Consider the following 19666-nt stretch of genomic DNA (forward strand, 5'->3'; position numbering starts at 1 on the left):
GAGCCGCATCGACCCATATACAGTCGCTTCCATTCGATGCCTTCATCCACGCGCTTATTTCTCGCAGATATCGCAGTACTCGCACCAGCGGCACAACGGCCCCTGGCGGCAGGGGAACGAGGCGGTAGACTCGATGCACTCGATGAGCCCGGAGACCTTTGCCTCGAGATTCCCGAGCTCCTCAGTGGTGCGGGACGAGGTCAGCTCCTTGTCGTGGGCAAGGTAGTGCCACTTGAGGCGCACTTCGCGGGCGTCCGGAAAGTTCTGACGCACTCCGATCTCGTAGAGGGCGAGCTGGCGATCCCCCTTCAGGTCCCCGGGGGTGGGTAGCCGGCGTCCGGTCTTGAAGTCGTGGACCTCGTACACACCCTCGCCCATGGATCTCAGCATGTCGATGTAGCCGACGAAGCGGTGCCTGCCGCCCACCGTGAACTGCAGCTCGTGCTCCATTCCCACTACCTTGCCGTGATTGAAGGGATGGTACCGTCGGTGATACGCCTGCAGACCGACCCTCGCCCCCATGCGGTAGTCCGAACAGCTCGTGCCCCGCTTCACGACCTTGACGCACGCTTCGTCATAGTGTTCCTTCCAGAGAGACTCGAAATGCTCCAGGAGCTCCTTGGAGGTCAGGACCCGGCCATCGGCGGCCTCCTCGTGCAGGCGCTGCAGGGATAGGTGCACCAGCGTGCCGGTGAACGCCTCGATGCCCTGCATCTCCTCCACCTCGACCTCTTCAATGTAACGGTACTGATACCGGCGGGGGCACTGCTCGAAGCAGCTTAGCCGGGAGTGGGAGTAAGTGTGAGAGGTCTGCGGTTCATCAACCATAACGTTTACCTTGCCGTCCCCGCCTCGACAGGGAGCGGTCCAGCTCACGGGTGCGTCGGCTATATAGGTTTGCTTCAGTCCCTCAAGAAGTCGTCACAGTACAGCCGCTCGTTCAGAAGCACGTGACCCGCCTTGATGGTGGCCATCAGTTCGGGGTCCTCAGGATCGCAGATGGCGGCGCTCAGGCCCGCCCCCAGGAGCATGGCCAGGAAGGTGCGGTTTATCAGGCTCCGCTGCTTGGTGCCGTTGGATACGTTGCTCAGCCCAACCACCGTGCGGGGCGCGGGGTCGTTGAGCACCTGGAACATCTGGACTGCCTGGATGACCTTCTTTCCCTGATCCTGGGCGGCGTTGGTCGGCAGTACCAGAGGGTCGAGGAACAGGCGGTCGGGCATGATGTCATACTCCATGGCCTTGGTCATCATGAGCATGGCCATCTCGGCCCGAGCATCCGCGGAGTTCGGTACACCGCGCTCATCCATGCACAGGCAGATGATCTCGGCCTCGTACTCCTTGCACAGGGGAAAGAAACGGTCCATGCGCTTCACTTCCGCGGTGGTGGAGTTCATGATGACCTTATTGGTGGCGGCCTTGAGCCCAGCCTCCATAGTCTTGGGGCCGGAGGTGTCGAGGGACAGCGGCACCGGCACCACCTCCTGCACGGTCCTCACCAACCAATCCATGGCCGCCGGGCCGTCCTCGCGGCCGGGGCCGACATTGACGTCCAGGGCCTGGGCGCCGTGCTCCACCTGGCTCAGGGCCAGGTCCTGGATGAACTTCGCGTCGCGATGGTCGATGGCCCTGCCGACGGAAGTGAAGAGGCCGTTGATCCTTTCTGAGATGATGAACATGATTATCGGGGCGAAGAAGGTTACTATCTGATAAAAGGGTTCCTGCCCGTCGTATCCGGCCAGGATCTCCCTGGCGATGTCGCGAACTCTCCCCAAAGTAATTATGGTCGGGGGAGGATAGGACCACCACGGTGAGGCAAATGCCGCGCGACTACGACGACGAGGAGCGGAACGAGGAAGGCCTGGAGGATGAGGAGCTCGAGGAAGGGGCCGAAGAGCCGCCGGTGATGGCGGAGGACGCCGTGGTGGATGTGGCGTTCGGCGAGCCCGAGGACGGTCCCGAGGAGGAGGGCAGGGTCCTTGACTGGGTGGCCAGTTTCCCGCCCGGGGAGTTCCAGCGCCAGGTCGCCGATCTGTTCCTCTCGGACGGGGAGATCTACATCATGATGGACAAGCTCACCGTGGTCCTGCCGCTCGTGGAACTGTTCCGGCTGCTGGAGAACTCGGGAGCGGTTCGCAGGGACGAGGGCCTGTGAGCCCGCCGGGCCGCCGGGAAGCCCCCGCGGCCGGCAACCTTCATTAACACCTTTTTGATATCCACATGGCAAACTGTTCTGTCGGCTTGCCTCGTTCGCTTTGGAGGTTATGATTTGGTCAAGATCGAACGCGCCTTGATAAGCGTGTCCAACAAGGATGGAATCGTCGATTTCGCCCGCGGGTTGAAGGACCATGGTGTGGAGATTATCTCCACTGGGGGCACCGCGCTGCTCCTCGAACGTAACGGCATCAAGACGGTCAGCATCTCCGACGTAACTGGCTTTCCAGAGATGATGGACGGCAGGGTCAAAACGCTGCATCCCAACATCCACGCCGCGCTGCTCGCCCGTCGGGACCACCCCGACCACATGAGGCAGCTGGAGAAGATGAAGGTCAAGAAGATCGACATGGTAGTGGTGAACCTCTACCCCTTCCGGGACACCGTGCTCAAGCCCAATGTGTCGCTGGAGGAGGTGGTCGAGAACATCGACATCGGTGGACCGTCGATGATCCGGGCCGCAGCGAAGAACTACCAGGCGGTAGCGGTGGTCACCGAACCCTCGCGCTACGGACCGCTGCTGGAGGAGATGAGCATCGGCGGGGGCAGCATCGGCGAGGAGACGCTGAAGTCCCTTATGCTGGAGGCCTTCCGCTCCACCGCCAACTACGACGCGTTGATAGCCCAGCACCTGGCCACCGAGTTCCCGGGCCCCCAGTTCCCTGGCGGCCTCACTGTGGGCATGGAGAAGGTGCAGGACCTGCGCTATGGCGAGAACCCCAGCCAGAAGGCGGCGTTCTACGGCGACCCCTTCGTGACCGGGGTCGCGGTCTCCAAGATGAAGCAGCTGCACGGTAAGGAGCTGTCATTCAACAACATCCTGGACATCGAATCCGCGCTCTCCCTCCTGAGGGAGTTCGAGGACCGCGCCTGTGCCGTGGTGATCAAGCACACCAATCCCTGTGGCATCGCCTGCAATGACCAGATCTACGACGCGTTCATGGTCGCCTACAACGTCGATCCCCTTGCGGCCTACGGCTGCGTGATCGGGTTTAACCGCGAGTGCGACCTGCGCACCGCCGAGGAGATTTCCAAGCACTTCGTGGAGATCGTCTTCGCCCCGTCCTTCGACCCCGCGGCCCTAGAGCTGCTGAGCAAGAAAAAGAATATCCGGTTGATGACCACCCCCGGACCGATCACCCTCGCAGACGCCCCCACCATTAAGATGAAGTACATCAAGGGCGGCATGCTGGTGCAGACCGCGGACAACTACCAGGTCACCGAGGCCAACCTCAAGGTGGTCACCAAGCGCGCCCCCACTCCTGAGGAGATCAAGGCCATGCTCTTCGCCAACCGGGTATGCAAGCACATATGGTCCAACACCGTCATCCTGGCCAAGGGTGAGCAGGTCGTGGGCATCGGCGCCGGCCAGATGTCCCGCGTGGACTCGTCGTTCATCGCCGCCCACAAGGCCGGGGAGAACGCCAAGGGCTCGGTCATCGCCTCCGACGCCTTCTTCCCCTTCCGTGACGGCGTGGACGAGGCGGCCAAGGCCGGAGCCACGGCGATCATCCAGCCCGGCGGGAGCATCCGGGACCAAGAGGTTATCGACGCGGCCAACGAGTACAACATGGCCATGGTGTTCACCGGGGTCAGGATCTTCCGCCACTGACCCGGCCTAACCCTTTCCCGCCAGCTCGAAGGGCCTCAAGGTGACCACGGAGCGGACCTGGGAGAAGCGACTCTCGTTGGAGCACACCACCGCCCCGGGGATCGTCCTCCCGATGGCCAGTACCAGCGCGTCAACCATGGAAAGCCCCTCGGACCGGCGTCCGAGCTTGTTCCCCTTGCCCAGGCGGAAGTAGTTGCTCTCCCTGATGAGATCCACGGCGACCATGGCATGCTCCCGTTCCACCGCCTGCACCGTGATGTTCGGTAGCGCGAGCAATCCTACCAGGGTCTTCCTGGCCCGGTGAGGGTCCTTGGTCACGTCCAGGACCACATAGTAGATCTCGACCAGCACCGGCGTGGGCAGGATACCGGTGAAGTCTCCCTGTTCCACCCTTCTCAGGAGCTCGATGGAGCCCCGGCTCCGGGCGTCGCCGGAGCGCACGAAGGCATCGATGATGACGTTGGTATCGATGACCACGGGCCTAGGAGCGGGCATCCCTCACCTTCTTCCGCAGCTCCTGAACGTCCGCGACGCAATCGTCCAGGCAGCCGATGAGGTCATCGCAAGAGGTGCACTCCCCGCTGCCCGCCGCCTCCTGCCCCTGCAGCACGGCCCGCTCGAGCCTCTTGATCCTGGCTTCCAGGCGGTCCATGCGACCCTCGAGGTCCCCGAGCCCTTTCTTTCGCATCGTCCTTCCTTTACTCGTTCTCGTCATCGGACCCCCCGTAACGAATGGGCGGTCGGGGGATAAATCGTGCGCGCTTGCGACCCTCTTTCCGTCTACGAGGTGCACCCCAAGACGCTCGAGATGGTCGACGGGCCCCATTCGTGCCCCAGGGCTATGGTCCCGTTGTGTCCAAGGAAGACGGTCGGGCCGTTCTCCCGCTCCGCTCACGAACGACGCAGGGGACTGGGACGGTTGGGGTAAGACTAAAAAGGAAAAACGCTCTCCCACACCCCGTCGCTCCTGGGCCGATCTTGGTCCGGCTCCGGACCAGATTTGGAGAGGCGCGACAGGTACATGGTGATGGATGTGGATCCCAAGATACCCCGCTGCATGAGCACCCAGCATCCCGACAACGTCAACGCCCCTTTCTTCGCTGAGAGCGCGGAGATGGGAGGGGAGGATGAGATCCAGGAAGCGTACTATGTGTTCTCTCACCTGGACTGCGAGGAGCAGATGTGGGACTGCGAGGGGAAGGAGGTCGACAGCTTCGTGGTGAAGAAACTCCTCACCAAGTACGACTGGTACTTCCGGGAGAAGCGGCTGGGAAAGGACGTCTTCCTTACCCTCAGAGTCCCCAACCCCGCAGTGGAGAAGGATGAGGCCAAGATCCTGTTGGAGACGCTAGAATCCATACCCCGTTCATTCGATACCGCCAAGCTGTTCTACACCGACGACGTCCCCCCAATCTTCGAGGTCATCCTGCCGATGGCCGCTTCATCCACCTCCCTGGATCGCATCTACCGCTACTACCACGACTTCGTGGTCGGCAAGCAGCACATGACCTTTGGCGGGACCAAGGGTACCCTGGCCGACTGGATCGGCACCTTCGAGCCGGAGAATATCAACGTCATCCCGCTGTTCGAGGACCTCGAGCACATGATGAACGCGCACAACATCACCAGGGACTACATGAAGGACAAGGACCTGGCCCACCAGCGGGTGTTCCTGGCCCGCTCCGACCCGGCAATGAACTATGGGCAGGCCAGCGCGATCCTCATGAACAAGGCCGCGCTGTACAATCTCCAGCTGTTGGAAGAGGAGACGGGGGTCAGCATCCAGCCCATCATCGGGGTCGGATCCGCACCTTTCCGCGGTAACCTCAAACCGAGCAATGTCGACCATATCATGGAAGAATACCCATCGGTGCAGACTTTCACCGTGCAGTCGGCGTTCAAGTACGACTACTCGCACGACGAGGTCCGCAAGGGCATCCAGGCCATCAACGAAGGACAGCGGCACAAGGCCATGGAGGTCGATACCAAGCGGTGCGAGGAGATCATCGCCAAGTGCTCCGCGTCGTACCGGGAGAAGATTGTGAAGCTGGCGCCGCTCATAAACGAGGCCGCGAACTACGTTCCGAGGAGGAGGAAGAGGAAGCTGCACATCGGCCTGTTCGGTTACTCTCGGAGCCTGGAAGGAATCGTCCTGCCGCGGGCCATCGGCTTCTGCTGTGCCTTCTACTCGATCGGCATTCCCCCGGAGATCCTGGGACTTGATGCCCTGGACGACAGTGACCTTGACTACCTGAGGCAGGTAAGCCCCCACTTCGACGACAACATGAAGGACGCCCTGCAATTCATGAACCCCGCCTCCATCAAGACCCTGCCGCTCAAGGTCCGCATGTCCATCGACAACCTGGGGCTCGACTACGAGATCAATGAGGAGCACCGCAAGATCACCTCACTGATCATGGAGAGCCTCAAGAACAGCACCGGGAAGGGCCTGGAAGGATCGGTGCTGAGGGCCGCCCACCTAAGAGGGTTCCTGGGTTGAACTCCTGGTAGCCAGGTCGTTGCCTTAAATAACTCGATGGGACCTTTCACTCCCATGGCCCACACGGTCACCTTCTTCCCGGGAAGCATCGTCGCCAGCGTTCAGGATGGCCAGACCATACTGGACGCGGCGGTGGCGGCGGGGGTGCAGATCAACAGCGTGTGCGGGGGCAAGGGAACCTGCGGCAAGTGCCTGGTGATCGTCGACGGGCCGTCGGAGTCGGAGCCCGGCCACCTGACCGATGAGGAGAGCCGTCTGGGATATCGTCTGGCGTGCAGGACGGTGGTACGCGGCGACCTGTCGGTGTTCATACCTGAAGAGTCCCAGGTCAGCGAACATCAGATCCTCGCCCGGTACCACGGGCGGGAGGCGGAAGACCTCACTCCGCTCACCGAGGTGCGTCGTCTAGATCTTGCAGCCCCCTCTCTGGAGGACAACCTCGCCGACCTCGAACGGGTCACCTGTGCCCTAGGCAACCCCGACCTCGTGGTACCCCTGCCCCTGCTGCGCGATTTGCCTGCGGTGCTGCGGGAAGGGGGCTGGCAGCTCTCGGTCATGCTCTCCCACCTGGACGGGACGGAGAGGCTGATGGCCATCGAGAAGGGCTCCAAGGCCATCCCCAACTATGGTCTGGCGGTCGACGTCGGCACCACCACAGTGGTCGCCGAGCTAATAGATCTAGCCACCGGTCGGACCGTGGCTCAAGCCTCCGACTATAACCGCCAGCTGGTGTGCGGCGAGGACGTGCTATCGCGCATCGCCTATGCCGAGGAGAAAGGACTGGAGCGTCTCACCGAGCTGGTCGTCGATACCATCAACGGGCTCATCAACCAGCTGTGCGCGGAGAGAGACAAGAAGAGACGCTTCCATTCCGGCACATGCGACGAGGACATCGCCTCCATAGTAATCAGCGGCAACACCACCATGGTGCACATGCTCCTTGGGCTTGATCCCAAGAACATCCGGTACGCGCCGTACATCCCTATCACCAACGTCCCGCCGGTGATGACCGCCTCGGAGGTCGGCCTGCGGGCGCAACCCGACGCACCGGTGTTATGCGTACCCGGGCGAGCAGGGTACGTGGGCGGGGACATCACCTCTGACATCCTGCTGTCGGGGATGCACCACCGGGACGAGCTGACGCTGCTGATCGATGTTGGCACCAACGGCGAGGTCGTTCTCGGCAATAGGGAATGGATCATCGGCTGTTCGACCTCGGCGGGCCCGGCCTTCGAGGGCGGTGAGGTCTCCTGTGGCATGCGGGCGATGAGCGGAGCCATCGACAAGGTCGCCATCGACGAGCGCGAGATCAGCGTGACCACCATCGGTGGGGGGAAGCCCCGGGGCATCTGCGGTTCGGGGCTAATCGATCTCCTCGCCCAGATGTTCTCCCAAGGCTACCTAGACAAGAAGGGGCGTATCGACACCGAGCGCTCGGAGAGGGTCCGCTCCACCGGTCGGGGAATGGAGTTCATCGTCCATCGTCAGCCCGGGGGAAGGACATTGGCGGTAAGCGACGATGACATTGCCAGCGTCATCCGTACTAAGGCGGCGATCTACGCCGGGTGCGCGGTGCTCCTACAGGCCGTGGACCGCAGCTTCTCCGACCTGGACAGGGTCTGCATCGCCGGCGGTTTCGGCAACTATGTCAACATCGAGAACGCCCAGACCATCGGCCTCCTGCCGGACCTTCCGAGCTCCAAGTTCGAGCTATTGGGCAACGCCTCCCTGGGCGGGGCCCGGCTGTGCCTGCTGTCCGAGGCGATGAGGAGGGAGACCATGGACATCTACTCCATGATGACCTACCTGGACCTGTCGTCGTCCACCGCGTTCTTCGACCAGTACTCCTCGGCGCTCTTCCTGCCGCATACCGACCTTGAGCAATTTCCCACGGTCCGGGACCGCCTCGGTGCGGCCAAGAGCGGGCGAGGCCCCGATTCATAATGTAATAAAATCGGCAACAGAATTAAAATAGGACCCCCGTTTTCGCACGCTTCAACACACAGATAATTTCTGAGGCGAGATCGATGAACGTACTCCATTCCCCCTACCATTCCATGATCGAGATGGCGAGATCGATATCCCGCTCCGGTCGCACCGGCGACAAGGGCACCAAGGTAGAGGCCGAGGGAGTCGTCGCCGAGATCATCGGCCCCGCCGATCAGGCCTTCACCGCGAGCTACGGCCTCAACTACTGGAGCCTCCTGAAGGGGGTGCTCAATGAGTACGTCACGTCCCGCGGCTACCAGGATCGCTTCGTGGTGAAGGGGGCCCCGTTCAACTGGCACTCCACCGTTGGTGCCAGGTGCTCGGCGGTCATCCTTCGGAAGGGTTTCTACAAGGGCGACGCCCGGGTCGAGCCCGAGCTGTTCCTGGAGGCCGGCATGCTGAGCATCATCAAGCCCCAGCGGTTCGGGGTGGCATGCGGCTTCCACTACCTCCCCTCGCCTGAGGGCGACAGCAGCCGGTTCGTGCAGGGCGTCCTCAGCGACAGCACCACTAGGGCGATGGCCTGGGACCTCTCCTGCGATGGGTTCGTCAATCCCGCCTTCCGCTCCGGCCTGCCGGCGGGCACCTGGAACGTGAACGCGGTGCTGGCCAAGATGTGGCCGGAGGATCGTCTCCCCGCCGACCTCAAGCAAAACGTGTTCCGGGCCTTCGACGAACTCTTTCCTCTATTCGACCGCATAGTCTCCATCCCCGAGGCCCCGTCCTCGAACTAAGTACGGGACGAAGGTTCGTCGGTAGGCTATTATTAGCCCGTCATGGAATGATGTCACGATGAAAGCGGTCCACCCATCGGCCCGACCGGAGGAGGTGTTCGCGCGGCGGGCATCGAAGTATGCAACCAGCAAGGTGCACGACGACAGGGTCACCCTATCCTGGTTGGTCGACGCGGCCTCCCCGGCCCATGACGAGGTGGCGCTGGACATCGGCACCGGGGCCGGTCACACCGCCCTGGCGCTGGCCCCCCGGGTACGCAAGGTGGAGGCGATCGATGTCACCGAGGAGATGCTGAGGGAAGCGAGAAAGCTGGCCCGCAAGCGGGGCATCGAGAACGTCGATTTTCACACCGGGGACGCGATGGCTTTGCCGTATGGGGACAGGAGCTTCGACATCGTGACCTGCCGCCGGGCTGCGCACCACTTCACCGACCTAGAGCAGGCGCTGGGCGAGATGGCAAGGGTCCTAAAGCTCGGCGGCCGCCTGGTCATAGACGACCGCAGCGTCCCCGAGGACGAGGAGGTGGACGAGCTCATAAACCGCATGGACGCGCTGCACGACCCCTCCCATGTCCGCGACCGCAGTCCCTGCGAATGGTCCTCCCTGATCCGGACCACCGGACTGGAGCCCATGATCTTCCGCCCCTACCGCCGGCGGATACCGCTGTCCCACTTCACTGACATGGTGGACCCCCGGACGGAGTCGGCGATGTGCGATCTGGTAGCGGGCGCGTCCGAGCACGCCAAGGGAGTCCTGGCGCTGGAGATAACCGACGGCTGCGTACTCTTAGACAACTTCTTCGTTCTCATCTCCGCGTTCAAGGCGCGGTGAAGGCCTGCCGCCTCCCTAATATTTATTAGACGCGCGGAAGGTACGGCAACCATGGCCTGGAACTGCGCACCCAGTGTTATTGGGTCGCTCCCCCACACCGACCCGGCGAGGGCGGTCGACCTGATCATGGACAGCCTGCGCTCGATCCCGACCTGGCCGCAGCTGCCCAACATGGGCTTCCGAGAGAACATGTATGCGCAGTACGCCCGCTACCTGCCGGGGGCGCAGATCGACGAAGTCCGGAAGAAGATCCGTGTGAACCTCTCGGACTACGATCCCGAGGACGTGTACATGCGGATCCTGTCCGAGGACGTCGATTCATTCTCTTTGCCCGAGGACAGCTTCGCCGGCTTCCACGAGTTCATGTCCCGCGACCTCCCGCCCACCGCGCTCGCGGTGAAAGGCCAGGTCACCGGGCCGGTGTCCATGGGCTTGCAGCTGACCGATCAGAACGACCGCCCGGTGCTGTACGACGAGACGTACGCGGAGATAATCCGCAAGTGCTTGAACCTCATGGCCCGGTGGCAGGAGAGGGAGCTGCGCAAGAAGAGCCAGCAGGTGATCACCTTCTGGGACGAACCATACCTGTCGATGATGGGCACGCCCTTCGCCAGCGTGTCCCAGGACGACGTCCGGGCGTGGATGGCCGATGTGAGCACCGGCCTGGAGGGCTTGACCGGCGTGCACTGCTGTGCCAACACCGACTGGCCGTTCGTCATGTCCCTGGGGATCGACTTCCTATCCTTCGACGCCTACGACTATGGGTACACCATCGTGCTGTACCCTGAGGAGATCCAGCGGTTCCTCGAGAGGGGCGGGTCCCTGGCCTGGGGGGTGGTCCCCAACAGCGAGGAGAAGCTGGCCAACGAGAGCGTCAGCTCGCTCGTTGGGTCCATGGAGAGCATGTTCGCCAATCTGGGCTCTAAAGGAGTGGATACGGACTTGCTGGCCCGGCAGAGCATGATCACCCCGCAGTGCGGCCTGAGCGGGCTGGACGAGAGAGGTGCAGGAAAGGTAATGGAGCTGCTGCGGGGTGTATCCAGCGCCCTCGCCTCCAAATATTCGCTCGGATGACCATGACCTTCATCGTGGCGGTGGCTGGCAAGGGCGGAGTCGGCAAGTCCACAATCTCCGCGCTCCTGGTGAAGGAGCTGGCCCGCCGGTCGGGGAAGGTCGTGCTGGCGGTGGATGCCGATCCGAACTCCAATCTCGGGGAGAAGCTGGGGGCGGAGGTCGAGAGGACCATCGGCGACCTCCGGGAGGATCTTCTTCGACGATCGGAAGAGCTCACCGCCGGAGGCTCCAAGCAGGAAGCGATGATGTACCAGCTGCGCCTGGCCATGGTCGAAGGCCGTGAATTCGACCTGGTGACCATGGGCCGCTCCGAGGGCCGGGGGTGCTACTGCTACATCAACACCCTGCTTCGCACCTACCTGGACGAGATCATGGGCGACTACCCCTACGTGGTCATAGACAACGAGGCTGGAATGGAACACCTCTCGCGGCGGACATGCCAGCGCATGGATGTACTGCTCGTCGTCTCCGACCCCACCAAGGTCGGGCTGACCACCGCCGGCCGGATCCTCGAGCTGGCCAGGGAGATGGAGCTCTCCATAGGCACGGCCGTGCTGGTCATCAACCGCGTCCGCGGCGATCTGCCGTCAACGCTTAAGGACGCGATCCCCTCTGGCTTCGCCCGCGTGATGCTGGTACCCCATGACCGGGAGGTCGAGGACCTCTCCTCCACTGGTGGGCCGATGTCCTCGCTGCCGGCTAAGAGCGTCGCCGTCTCGGCTGTCTATGACCTCGCCGAGGATCTGAGGTAGAGATCACATCTTCCTTGGACGGGTGACTCAGCTAGGCAGTTTTAAGAATGGTAATTTTAATCCCTGAATTATTATCCAGGGGGAAGTAGGATAAGGCTCAAGAGAAGGTATCTGGTACTGATAGTGGCCGCTATGGTGATCCTCGCCGCACTGCTGGCGTCATGGGTCGTGGGCACGGTCCAAGGTTCCAAGGTGGCATATGTGGCGGTGCGGGCGGACAAGACCGAGTACAACATAGGAGAGAACGTCACCTTCTCGCTGGTGCCTCTCTCCCAGGACGTCCAGTTCACCGTGACCGGGGATTACGGACAATCTGGAGTCTATATTGTGAGGCTGCCGGATAACATCGATCCGGATACCTACTTGGACGATCCTAATGTGGTCAGTAATCTATCCCATTCCAGCCATGGAAATGGGGTCACCGCGGTCCCCATTCCGCAATATAATTCCACAGGTGAGCCTCTGAGGCTGAGCTGGAATGGCACCATTGAGTCTTACAACGACGGATCAATGAAGTGGGACCGGGCCACCGCCGGCTATTATTTGCTGTATCCAGTGTATAGTTGGCAGTACGGTCACTCGGCCAAGTTCATGCTCGAGCGGGCCTCGATCTTTCACCTCGACGGTCTTAGCGTCAGATTCAACATATCTCTCGATAGCTCTGTCTTCACCATCCGGACCGACCTCTACCTGCCTCAAGGGTCCGAGTCGATGACCGGGCTCTTCACCACCATCGTGCCGAATTATTCTTACAGCTTCAACACCACGACGAACTACCATAATGAAACATTAGAACTGAGACCTGGAGAGACCACGACGGTTACCATTACCTATCCGGGGCAGGACTCGTCGTATGAGCCGGTGACCACTAGCATGTTCGCCCGGTTTATTGTTGGGGACACAGCTTACACCTTCGGGTTTAGTCCGTACATTGTTTACAACAACGACAAAATGGAGGTTCATTATGGCCAGTTTTGAGGCGGCCCTAACATGCACTGGGCTTTCCAAGACCTACGGGAACAGGTTCACCCGTGGCAACATCCATGCCCTGAACAAGGCGTCGTTCTCCATTCGTGAAGGGGAGATCTGCGGCCTCGTCGGTCCGAACGGGGCGGGTAAGAGCACGATGATCAAGCTGATCATGGGCATCGAACCCAAGGACGAAGGGATGATTGATATGAATGGGTTGGACCCCCGCCTGACTCTCGGGTACGTGCCAGAGCGCCCAACCTTCTTCGAGGACGTGTCCGCCTACTACAACCTGCTGTACTTCGCTCGATTGACCGGGGAAGCCGATCCAGAAGGTACGAGCAGGAGGCTGATAGACGAGTTTGGCCTGAAAGGCCGGGGAGAGGATCGCGTTTCCTCTTACTCCAAAGGCATGAAACAGCGCCTGGCCATCGCCAGGGCGGTGATCCACAATCCCAAAGTGCTGCTGATGGACGAGCCCTTCTCTGGCCTCGACCCAGGAATGATGATCGAGCTTCGTGGCCTTTTAAAGGGCCTGAAGTCCAAGGGTATGGCTATGCTTCTGTCCTCGCACGAGCTCAACGAGATTGACCAGCTATGCGATTCCATCCTGTTCATCAAGGGCGGGGCAATCATCAGACGCGAGGACCTCGATACTCCCAAGCCCCGGACCATCGTCCAGATCACGCTCGCCGTACCCAGCGATGCGGTGATCCAAGCACTATCCAAATGGGGCAGGCGCTCGGTGTCCGGCGACGGGACTCTGATCGCGGTCGAGGCATCAAGGGAGGAAATTCCCGACGTCGTGGCCGAAGCGGTGAAGGCTGGGGGTCGGGTCATGGAGTTCCGTCCCGCCCAGATCAAGGCTGAGGACCTGTACACCGAGGTCTTCCTGCCGGGGGTGACCACGTGAACGAGCTAGGCATCCACTTGAGGAAGGATGTCAAGCTGCTGACTTCGGACTCACTGTTTGTCATTTTCATGGCGGTGCTGGCGGTGGCCTCCTTCTTCATCGCCCTAACCACCTGCGCGGGATATGTTCAGCAGCAGACCTACAGCAGCTCGGTGGTCACCAAGGCCTCCCTGCAGGCGGACCAGGCTACGACTCTGGTCAGTTACTGGAGCTCGATCGGTAGCATATTCATCGTCATCTTCACCGGAGTGGCGGCGATGGCTATGAGCGTGGAAAAGGACAGCGGGATGAGTCGGTACACCCTTAGCCACAAGGTGCGCGGGCCAGTGTTCTTCATGAGCAAGATGATTGTGGTCGCCCTTCTTGCCGCCATCGCCATGCTGATGGCCCTGATAGCATACCTCATCACTTTCTCGGTCATGGACGTGCCCATGCTTGGCGCCGACAAACTGGCGGCCTCTATGCTGTTCCCCTTCCTATCTATCCTGGTGTTCGCCTCGCTCGGTCTTGCCCTCTCCACGCTAGGCTCGAAGAAGGGGGCGATGGTGGCGGTGGCGATAGTGGTCCTCATCATTCTATCGGCCCTTTACCCAATCTCCATCGCAATAGGGCAGAACGCGGCGATGCGCGTGGACCCCACGTTGACCTACTCCAACTACACCAAAGCCCTTCCTCTGGAAAATCAGTTGCTCATCTATGGTAATCCCATGGTCCTCAGTGAGGGATCCAGCTATCTCCTGGGTACATTGGACTACAACACTGCTCAATTATACGACCCAGCTGGCGGTGTCATCCTCGCCGCCGTATTCTACCTGGCATTCACTGCCCTCGGCCTGGTGCTGTTCTCCCGGGAGCGCATGGACAAGACGTGGTCGGAGAAGGCGAGGAGGTCGTTGAAGCTGGGGTGAGCGCTCTCCGAGTCTAAAACTTCAGCACGATCGGCGACCGGCGGAAGGAAGAGAGGATGCGGTCCGCTTCCGCCGATCTAGTATATCATATTCCGATATATTCCCTTAATAAGCGGCCCACCGTTCCTCCGTAGGAGTGAGGGTATCATGTCGTCAAAGGGTTCCCGCAGTCCTAAGAAGATCCTATTAACGTCGGTGGCGATCGACGCGCTGGGGTGCGTCATCCTGGTCATCGGAGCGCTGGCATCGATACCCCTGGCGTTCGGAGCAGGCATCGCGATAATCATTCTCGGGATGGCCATCACGATCGTCCAGCTGGTGGCCTTCTCCCGCCATCCGGCCACCTCCGGAGAGAGTACAGCAACGCCCGGGAACAACGAGCCCGGCGTCCTATACTCCGACTCCCTGGTGCGCCTATCGGATAGGGGCATCTCCTTTCTCACCAGCTCGCCATCCCGCACCGTGCCGTACTCGGAGATCGAGGGCATCGCATCGCTGGAGCCGACCCTCAGGAACGGGAAATGGCGCATCTGGGGTACCGGTAACCTTTCAACATGGTTCGTGTGGGACGGTCGCCGTCCGTCGAGGGACCGCATCTTCGTCGCTACCCTCAGAGGGGAGGGCACTAAGCTGGGGTTCACCGTCGAGGACTCCTTCCGCGTGGAGAGCATCCTCCGCGGAAAGGGCCTCATCCGGCCGTGATCACAGCGACTTGAGCAGCTTGGCGATGCCCGAGGACTCCCGTGGTCCCACGACGATCTTCGTGCCAGTCATCTCCTGCAGCTTGCCGGACATCCGGGACAGCATGCCTGGGATGATGACCATGTTCTTCTTGCTCTTCTCCAGCACCCCGCTCGAGCGCAGCGCCTCGTCGACGCCCTCGGCCGTCAGCTTCCCGGCGGAGAAGGCGGTCATGACCGACAGCCCCTCGGTATCGACCACGAGGAGCCAGGCGGGCACCCGGCTCTTCTCGATGTCCGCGGCCACGGTGAAGTAGGTGAGGGAGAAGTTGGTGGTGAAGAGCACCGGCGAGTCCTCGCCAGGATTGTTGATCGGATATAAACCGGCCTTTACCTGGATGGGGACCTGCGGATCGGTATAGATGTTCTGCCGGAGCACGAACAGCGGGATGGCGTGCGCCGGGTTCAGGTCGTCCAGGAGCACGATGCCGCCGTACTTCATCGTCGATACCAAAGCCATCAACACTCCCTGCCCATTGCCGCAGGCGTTGGTGACGATGGGATATCCCAGACCGCGGAAGGACTTCTTGACCGCGTTCTTGCGCACGATAGTGTTCCTCTCCACCAGCTGCCGCAGGTCCTTTGGGCCGAGGTCGAGCACTAGGTCCTCGACCCCTGCGGCGCGGACCTTCTCCACGAGATCGGCCAGGCCATTGAGGTCATCGTGCCTGACGGCCAGCGGGAACTTGAGCTCCTTGGCCACCGCGGCCATGGCCTGGTAGTTGCCGCCTGAAGCGGCGTAGATGAGGGGCCGGGACAAGGTGACCGCTGACGCCGCGGCCTTGATGGCCGTGGGATCGTCGCTCATCAGGATCAGGGGCAGAGCGCTCTCCTTGGAAACGCGGGAGACCAGCGAGGCGAACCGGGCCGGGTCGCCGGAATCGTTGCGCACCCCCACCAAATCCATCGCCAGAGTCTGGCCCACTCGGTCGAACCGGAGGTCTGAGGCACGCTTGAGCTTGGCCGTGGCCTCCTTCTCGCTCGCCTGGTCCGAGATGACGATCGCGTATCGCGTCTGATGGAAGAACTTTTTGTCGTGGCGGTACAGCTCGGTCTCGTCCCCAATCTCGATCTTGCTCTCGCCCGCTCCGATGCTCACCAGGCGGATGGGCGGGGCGGAGGACGCCTCCAGCTTGGCCTTCCCTTCCTCGGTGACGTACGGGCAGTCGGACAGCTTCGCCTTCGAGTTGGCGAGCTGCATGGCGAAAGCGAGGCAGGTGGGGAAGTTGCACTTGCCGCAGTTCTTTTTGGGCAGGAACTTGAAGATCTCGATAGCCGTCGGCATTACTGACCACCTCGCAGACCGTCGATAGCCTCTCGGAGCACGGCCATGGATCGAGGGGAACGGACGATGAGCAGGTCCGCCCCGGACATGAGCGCGGCGAGACCGGTGGTCGCCTCCCACCACGTTCCCCGCTCCTCCGCGTCCCCCCATTGGTCGTTCTCCTCCGTTGCTTCCCTCGCTTCCCACGAGGTCGTAATATCACATAACATCGGCGCCTGGAGCATGCGATCACCCATTAGCGCCGCGATGCGTATGCGTTCATTGACCGAGTAGGAGTACTCGAGGCCCATGCCCAGCCCGGCCATCAAGGGGTCCATGATCACGTTGTCGAGCTTCACTCCGAAATCAGCCAATAGGATGTTCATCTGCTTGGCGAGGTTGATGTCAAGGTTGGAGAATGCTATCAAGGCATGGCGGTTGGCCATGGCCGCGGCGGAGATGGTCTTGTATGCCGCCTCCTCCGCCTGACCGAGGAGCAATCGTTCCCTGGCGCAAGCGTTGCTGACCGCCTCCATGGTCTTCGAGTCCTTTTCCTCCTGCCCGCAGCCGTAGACGATGATCGGTACGCTGACCGCCTTGAGGACCTCGACCACGGTCCTGGCGGCATCCTCCGAGGACGCGTTCAAGCTCTCGGGATTGGTGCTCCTCAGCTTCAGGCAGACAAGGTCGGCGTGGAACTCATCCACCCATCTTTTGGCCCAGGTGACGGGATCCCTCACCGAATCGCCGAACGCCCGCACCGCCAGGTCCGTTAGGAGGGAAGGATCGTCGATAACCTCCCCGACCAGCAGCTGGCGCTTGCCCAGCCCCTCGTACGAGAGGAAGGGCATGCCCGCGGCACCTCCAACTTCCACCGCCTGGCGGCTTCCGCCCTCGGCCGATGAAGTGCCGAGCTTGACAGCTCCGATCTTTCCTGACCACTTCTCTCTGGGGACCGGTACCTCGACCATGATGATTCCTCTTGACTATGACAGCAGCGGGGGCATTTTAAGGGCAGGATGATCGACCTTGACCATCCATTCCATGAGCCCATCGGTATCGGTGGTGATCGTCTCGTCGGCGATCTTATCCACGAAGGTGGGTTCGCCCAGCTCCTCGGCCCTCTTCTGGAGGGCGTCGCGCATCGCTTCCTTCAGCTCCCTGGGCATCCAGGCGATGCGCAGGAAGCCTCCGTCGGCGGGGATGAACTTCCGGCTGGTAATATATTTTCTTCCTATTCCGATGAAGCCCGGGGTCTGCCTCCCGCCTCCCACCGAGCCGGCGAGGGAGGAGAACTTCATGCCGATAGGGGTCATGCCCGGATATTCGCGGTTCACCGCGATCACTGCCTGGGCGTCAGCGGTCATGGCGACAATGACCTCGAAGCAGCCGCAGGAGGTCATGGGGTCTTCCATCATCGTATAGGCATTGAACCGCTCGATCTTGTGATGGGTGCCCTCGAACACCGCCTCGTTGACCCCGGTCCACTGCCCCCTGGCCTCATCTAAGCAATCGCCTTTTACGATGCCTTTGTTGGGCCCGTGAGGATCGATCTCCTCCGCCGCCCTGGCATCCAGCCAGTTCACCGCACCGCACAGTCCCAGACGCTCAGGGGTGACGATGCAGATGTGATCGGGGGCAAAGCTGGAACACAGGGAACAGCTGAAGAACCGGTCCACGCTCTCATCAGTTAGCCCAGCGACCCTGGCGTCGCGCTGCGCGTACACGTCCAGCGCCTCCGGCAGACGGTTCCGCACCTCGGTCTCGTCGGTGACGACGGTGACCTGAACGCGGGATACGATGTTGCCGAACTCCTCCTTGAGCTTGGTGATGAGGATATCTCCGAAGTGCTTGAACTTGAGGCCGGACGCTACCGCTGGCTTGCTCAACCTGATCCACAAGATGTTCCTCTGGCCGGTGTGCCAGGCGCCCTCGGCGTAGTTGATGAACAGGTGGATACGCCTCTCCAGGACGCCCTCGAAGTCCTCGTTCATCCTCTTCCCGTAGACGTCGACCAGGATGGCGATCGGTGTTTTGCCGCCTTCTGGCAACGAGTCGACGTCGGGGCCTATCACCCGGACCTTCCCGTCCTCTACCTCGCCCTCCGGGCGAACGCGGAGCAGTTCGAAGGCCAGAGTCTTAGAAGCTCCCCCCGCCTCGATGTAGGTGTCAGGGCGGCGCACGACCTCGCCCTCGAAAGCCGGTCCGTACGCGACCGGGATGTTCACCGGCGCCAGCTTGACCTTGATGCCCCGCAGCTCCAGCGCCGCCTGCACCATCCGCTCCGGTTCCTCGATCTGGACGAGCTTCTCCGGGATGCCCTCCACCGGCTGGTCGGTCACGATACATGCGCCGTTGAGCACCGCGGCGAAGGCCGCCCCGGCGGTCACCGCGTCCAGCGGTCCGAACTCCAGGACGAAGACCTTCGGGCGCTTAGCCAGATACGCCGAGATGCCCTCACGGTCCCCCCGCTGCACCCCACCGAAGGACAGCGCGGCGCGGATGGCGAAGTTCAGCGCATGTACGATCTGCGTACCGTGGCCTACCGGGTACAGGCGGGAACGCTCGCCCATCTGCACGTTCCTGGAGGCCAGCTGCTCGATGACATCGCCGGAGGCGATGATCAGGATGCCCTTGGACTGCAGGTCGCGGACGATCCTGACCAGCGCATCCTCGTCCGGGCTGCGGCCCACCAGCACCGCCGCCCCGGGGATGGTATCGTCGACGAACGCGAACCCCAGCTCGCGAATGATCTTGTCCGGCACGAAGCCCATGTACGGGGTGCCCTCGTACGGCCGCTGGTCCTCGATGTACTTCAAGGCCTCGATGACCTCGGCGGCGATCATGGTCGCCTCGCCGGCGGCGAGCGCGGCCTCCACCGACGGTGCTTCGACGAGCCTGGAGCGGTAGGGGTCGAGAACGGATGCTAGCTGACCGAGCGTCTTCGCCTCCCGACCATCCCAGGCGTACACCGCCGGGAGCTCGTAGCACGTCTCTGGGTACTCTACCGGACGGTCCGGTCCGTACTTCGCGAGCGCCTCCTTGAGCGCACCGTCCGCAAGGTCGAGGGCTGCGTGCCCCCCCTGCACGGCAAGGGCGAACAGGTCATGATTGGAGATGGTTTCCGTCACGTTAGGTCCTCCCGACAGCGCGGGCCCTTATCCC

20 protein-coding genes are annotated in these 19666 nt (G+C 61.8%); 13 read left to right on the plus strand and 7 right to left on the minus strand.

From position 1 onward, the window contains the following. Positions 1 to 54: 54 nt before the first annotated feature. Positions 55 to 876 (minus strand): PD-(D/E)XK nuclease family protein, encoded by an 822-nt coding sequence (locus SA339_02195; GenBank protein MDW5562009.1) that lies wholly within the window; start codon positions 874 to 876, stop codon positions 55 to 57. A gap of 26 nt (positions 877 to 902) precedes the next feature. Then, complete coding sequence (locus tag SA339_02200; GenBank protein ID MDW5562010.1) at positions 903 to 1775, minus strand: dihydropteroate synthase; 873 nt, start codon at positions 1773 to 1775, stop codon at positions 903 to 905. A gap of 44 nt (positions 1776 to 1819) precedes the next feature. Here SA339_02200 and SA339_02205 point away from each other — a divergent pair, with 44 nt between their 5' ends. Beyond that, entirely contained in the window at positions 1820 to 2155 is a 336-nt protein-coding gene (locus SA339_02205; GenBank protein MDW5562011.1) for a hypothetical protein, read from the plus strand. A gap of 114 nt (positions 2156 to 2269) precedes the next feature. After that, complete coding sequence (gene purH / locus SA339_02210) at positions 2270 to 3826, plus strand: bifunctional phosphoribosylaminoimidazolecarboxamide formyltransferase/IMP cyclohydrolase (protein MDW5562012.1); 1557 nt, start codon at positions 2270 to 2272, stop codon at positions 3824 to 3826. Positions 3827 to 3832: 6 nt separating this feature from the next. Here purH and SA339_02215 read toward each other — a convergent pair whose 3' ends face one another. Together SA339_02215 and SA339_02220 are read right to left on the minus strand one after the other, a co-directional pair. After that, positions 3833 to 4321, minus strand: coding sequence for a type II toxin-antitoxin system VapC family toxin (locus SA339_02215; protein ID MDW5562013.1), 489 nt, complete (start codon positions 4319 to 4321; stop codon positions 3833 to 3835). Beyond that, entirely contained in the window at positions 4308 to 4541 is a 234-nt protein-coding gene (locus SA339_02220) for a hypothetical protein (protein MDW5562014.1), read from the minus strand. The genes SA339_02215 and SA339_02220 overlap by 14 nt, the downstream gene beginning before the upstream one ends. A gap of 39 nt (positions 4542 to 4580) precedes the next feature. Here SA339_02220 and SA339_02225 point away from each other — a divergent pair, with 39 nt between their 5' ends. From SA339_02225 to SA339_02275, 11 genes are all read left to right on the plus strand, one after another. Continuing rightward, a complete protein-coding gene (locus SA339_02225; GenBank protein MDW5562015.1) occupies positions 4581 to 4754 on the plus strand; it encodes a hypothetical protein in 174 nt (57 codons plus the stop codon). Positions 4755 to 4847: 93 nt separating this feature from the next. Continuing rightward, positions 4848 to 6326 (plus strand): phosphoenolpyruvate carboxylase, encoded by a 1479-nt coding sequence (ppcA, locus tag SA339_02230; protein ID MDW5562016.1) that lies wholly within the window; start codon positions 4848 to 4850, stop codon positions 6324 to 6326. Between the two features lie 54 nt (positions 6327 to 6380). Next, positions 6381 to 8270 carry an ASKHA domain-containing protein gene (locus SA339_02235; GenBank protein ID MDW5562017.1) on the plus strand — a complete coding sequence of 630 codons (1890 nt, stop codon included), beginning with the start codon at positions 6381 to 6383 and terminating at the stop codon, positions 8268 to 8270. 83 nt (positions 8271 to 8353) lie between these two features. Next, complete coding sequence (locus SA339_02240) at positions 8354 to 9049, plus strand: hypothetical protein (GenBank protein MDW5562018.1); 696 nt, start codon at positions 8354 to 8356, stop codon at positions 9047 to 9049. Between the two features lie 58 nt (positions 9050 to 9107). Continuing rightward, on the plus strand, positions 9108 to 9881 hold the full coding sequence (locus tag SA339_02245) for a methyltransferase domain-containing protein (GenBank protein ID MDW5562019.1): 774 nt from the start codon (positions 9108 to 9110) through the stop codon (positions 9879 to 9881). Between the two features lie 51 nt (positions 9882 to 9932). Beyond that, positions 9933 to 10955 (plus strand): hypothetical protein, encoded by a 1023-nt coding sequence (locus tag SA339_02250; protein MDW5562020.1) that lies wholly within the window; start codon positions 9933 to 9935, stop codon positions 10953 to 10955. After that, the gene (locus tag SA339_02255) at positions 10952 to 11707 is read left to right on the plus strand and encodes an AAA family ATPase (GenBank protein MDW5562021.1); all 756 of its coding nucleotides are present in this window, start codon (positions 10952 to 10954) and stop codon (positions 11705 to 11707) included. The genes SA339_02250 and SA339_02255 overlap by 4 nt, the downstream gene beginning before the upstream one ends. 123 nt (positions 11708 to 11830) lie before the next feature. Further along, a complete protein-coding gene (locus SA339_02260; GenBank protein MDW5562022.1) occupies positions 11831 to 12685 on the plus strand; it encodes a hypothetical protein in 855 nt (284 codons plus the stop codon). Beyond that, complete coding sequence (locus SA339_02265; protein ID MDW5562023.1) at positions 12672 to 13589, plus strand: ABC transporter ATP-binding protein; 918 nt, start codon at positions 12672 to 12674, stop codon at positions 13587 to 13589. Before SA339_02260 ends, SA339_02265 begins: the two co-directional genes overlap by 14 nt. After that, positions 13586 to 14497: an ABC transporter permease subunit gene (locus SA339_02270; protein MDW5562024.1), complete on the plus strand. Its 912-nt coding sequence runs from the start codon at positions 13586 to 13588 to the stop codon at positions 14495 to 14497. The genes SA339_02265 and SA339_02270 overlap by 4 nt, the downstream gene beginning before the upstream one ends. A gap of 147 nt (positions 14498 to 14644) precedes the next feature. Beyond that, the gene (locus SA339_02275) at positions 14645 to 15199 is read left to right on the plus strand and encodes a hypothetical protein (GenBank protein MDW5562025.1); all 555 of its coding nucleotides are present in this window, start codon (positions 14645 to 14647) and stop codon (positions 15197 to 15199) included. Here SA339_02275 and acsC read toward each other — a convergent pair whose 3' ends face one another. From acsC to acsB, 3 genes are read right to left on the minus strand one after another with little or no spacing between them, the layout of a single operon-like run. After that, on the minus strand, positions 15200 to 16522 hold the full coding sequence (gene acsC, locus SA339_02280) for an acetyl-CoA decarbonylase/synthase complex subunit gamma (protein ID MDW5562026.1): 1323 nt from the start codon (positions 16520 to 16522) through the stop codon (positions 15200 to 15202). It lies immediately after the preceding gene. After that, positions 16522 to 17472: an acetyl-CoA decarbonylase/synthase complex subunit delta gene (locus SA339_02285; protein ID MDW5562027.1), complete on the minus strand. Its 951-nt coding sequence runs from the start codon at positions 17470 to 17472 to the stop codon at positions 16522 to 16524. The genes acsC and SA339_02285 overlap by 1 nt, the downstream gene beginning before the upstream one ends. Positions 17473 to 17487: 15 nt before the next feature. Further along, on the minus strand, positions 17488 to 19632 hold the full coding sequence (acsB, locus tag SA339_02290) for an acetyl-CoA decarbonylase/synthase complex subunit alpha/beta (GenBank protein MDW5562028.1): 2145 nt from the start codon (positions 19630 to 19632) through the stop codon (positions 17488 to 17490). Positions 19633 to 19666: the final 34 nt, after the last annotated feature.

Source organism: Methanomassiliicoccus sp., assembly GCA_033485155.1.
Taxonomy (GTDB): domain Archaea; phylum Thermoplasmatota; class Thermoplasmata; order Methanomassiliicoccales; family Methanomassiliicoccaceae; genus UBA6.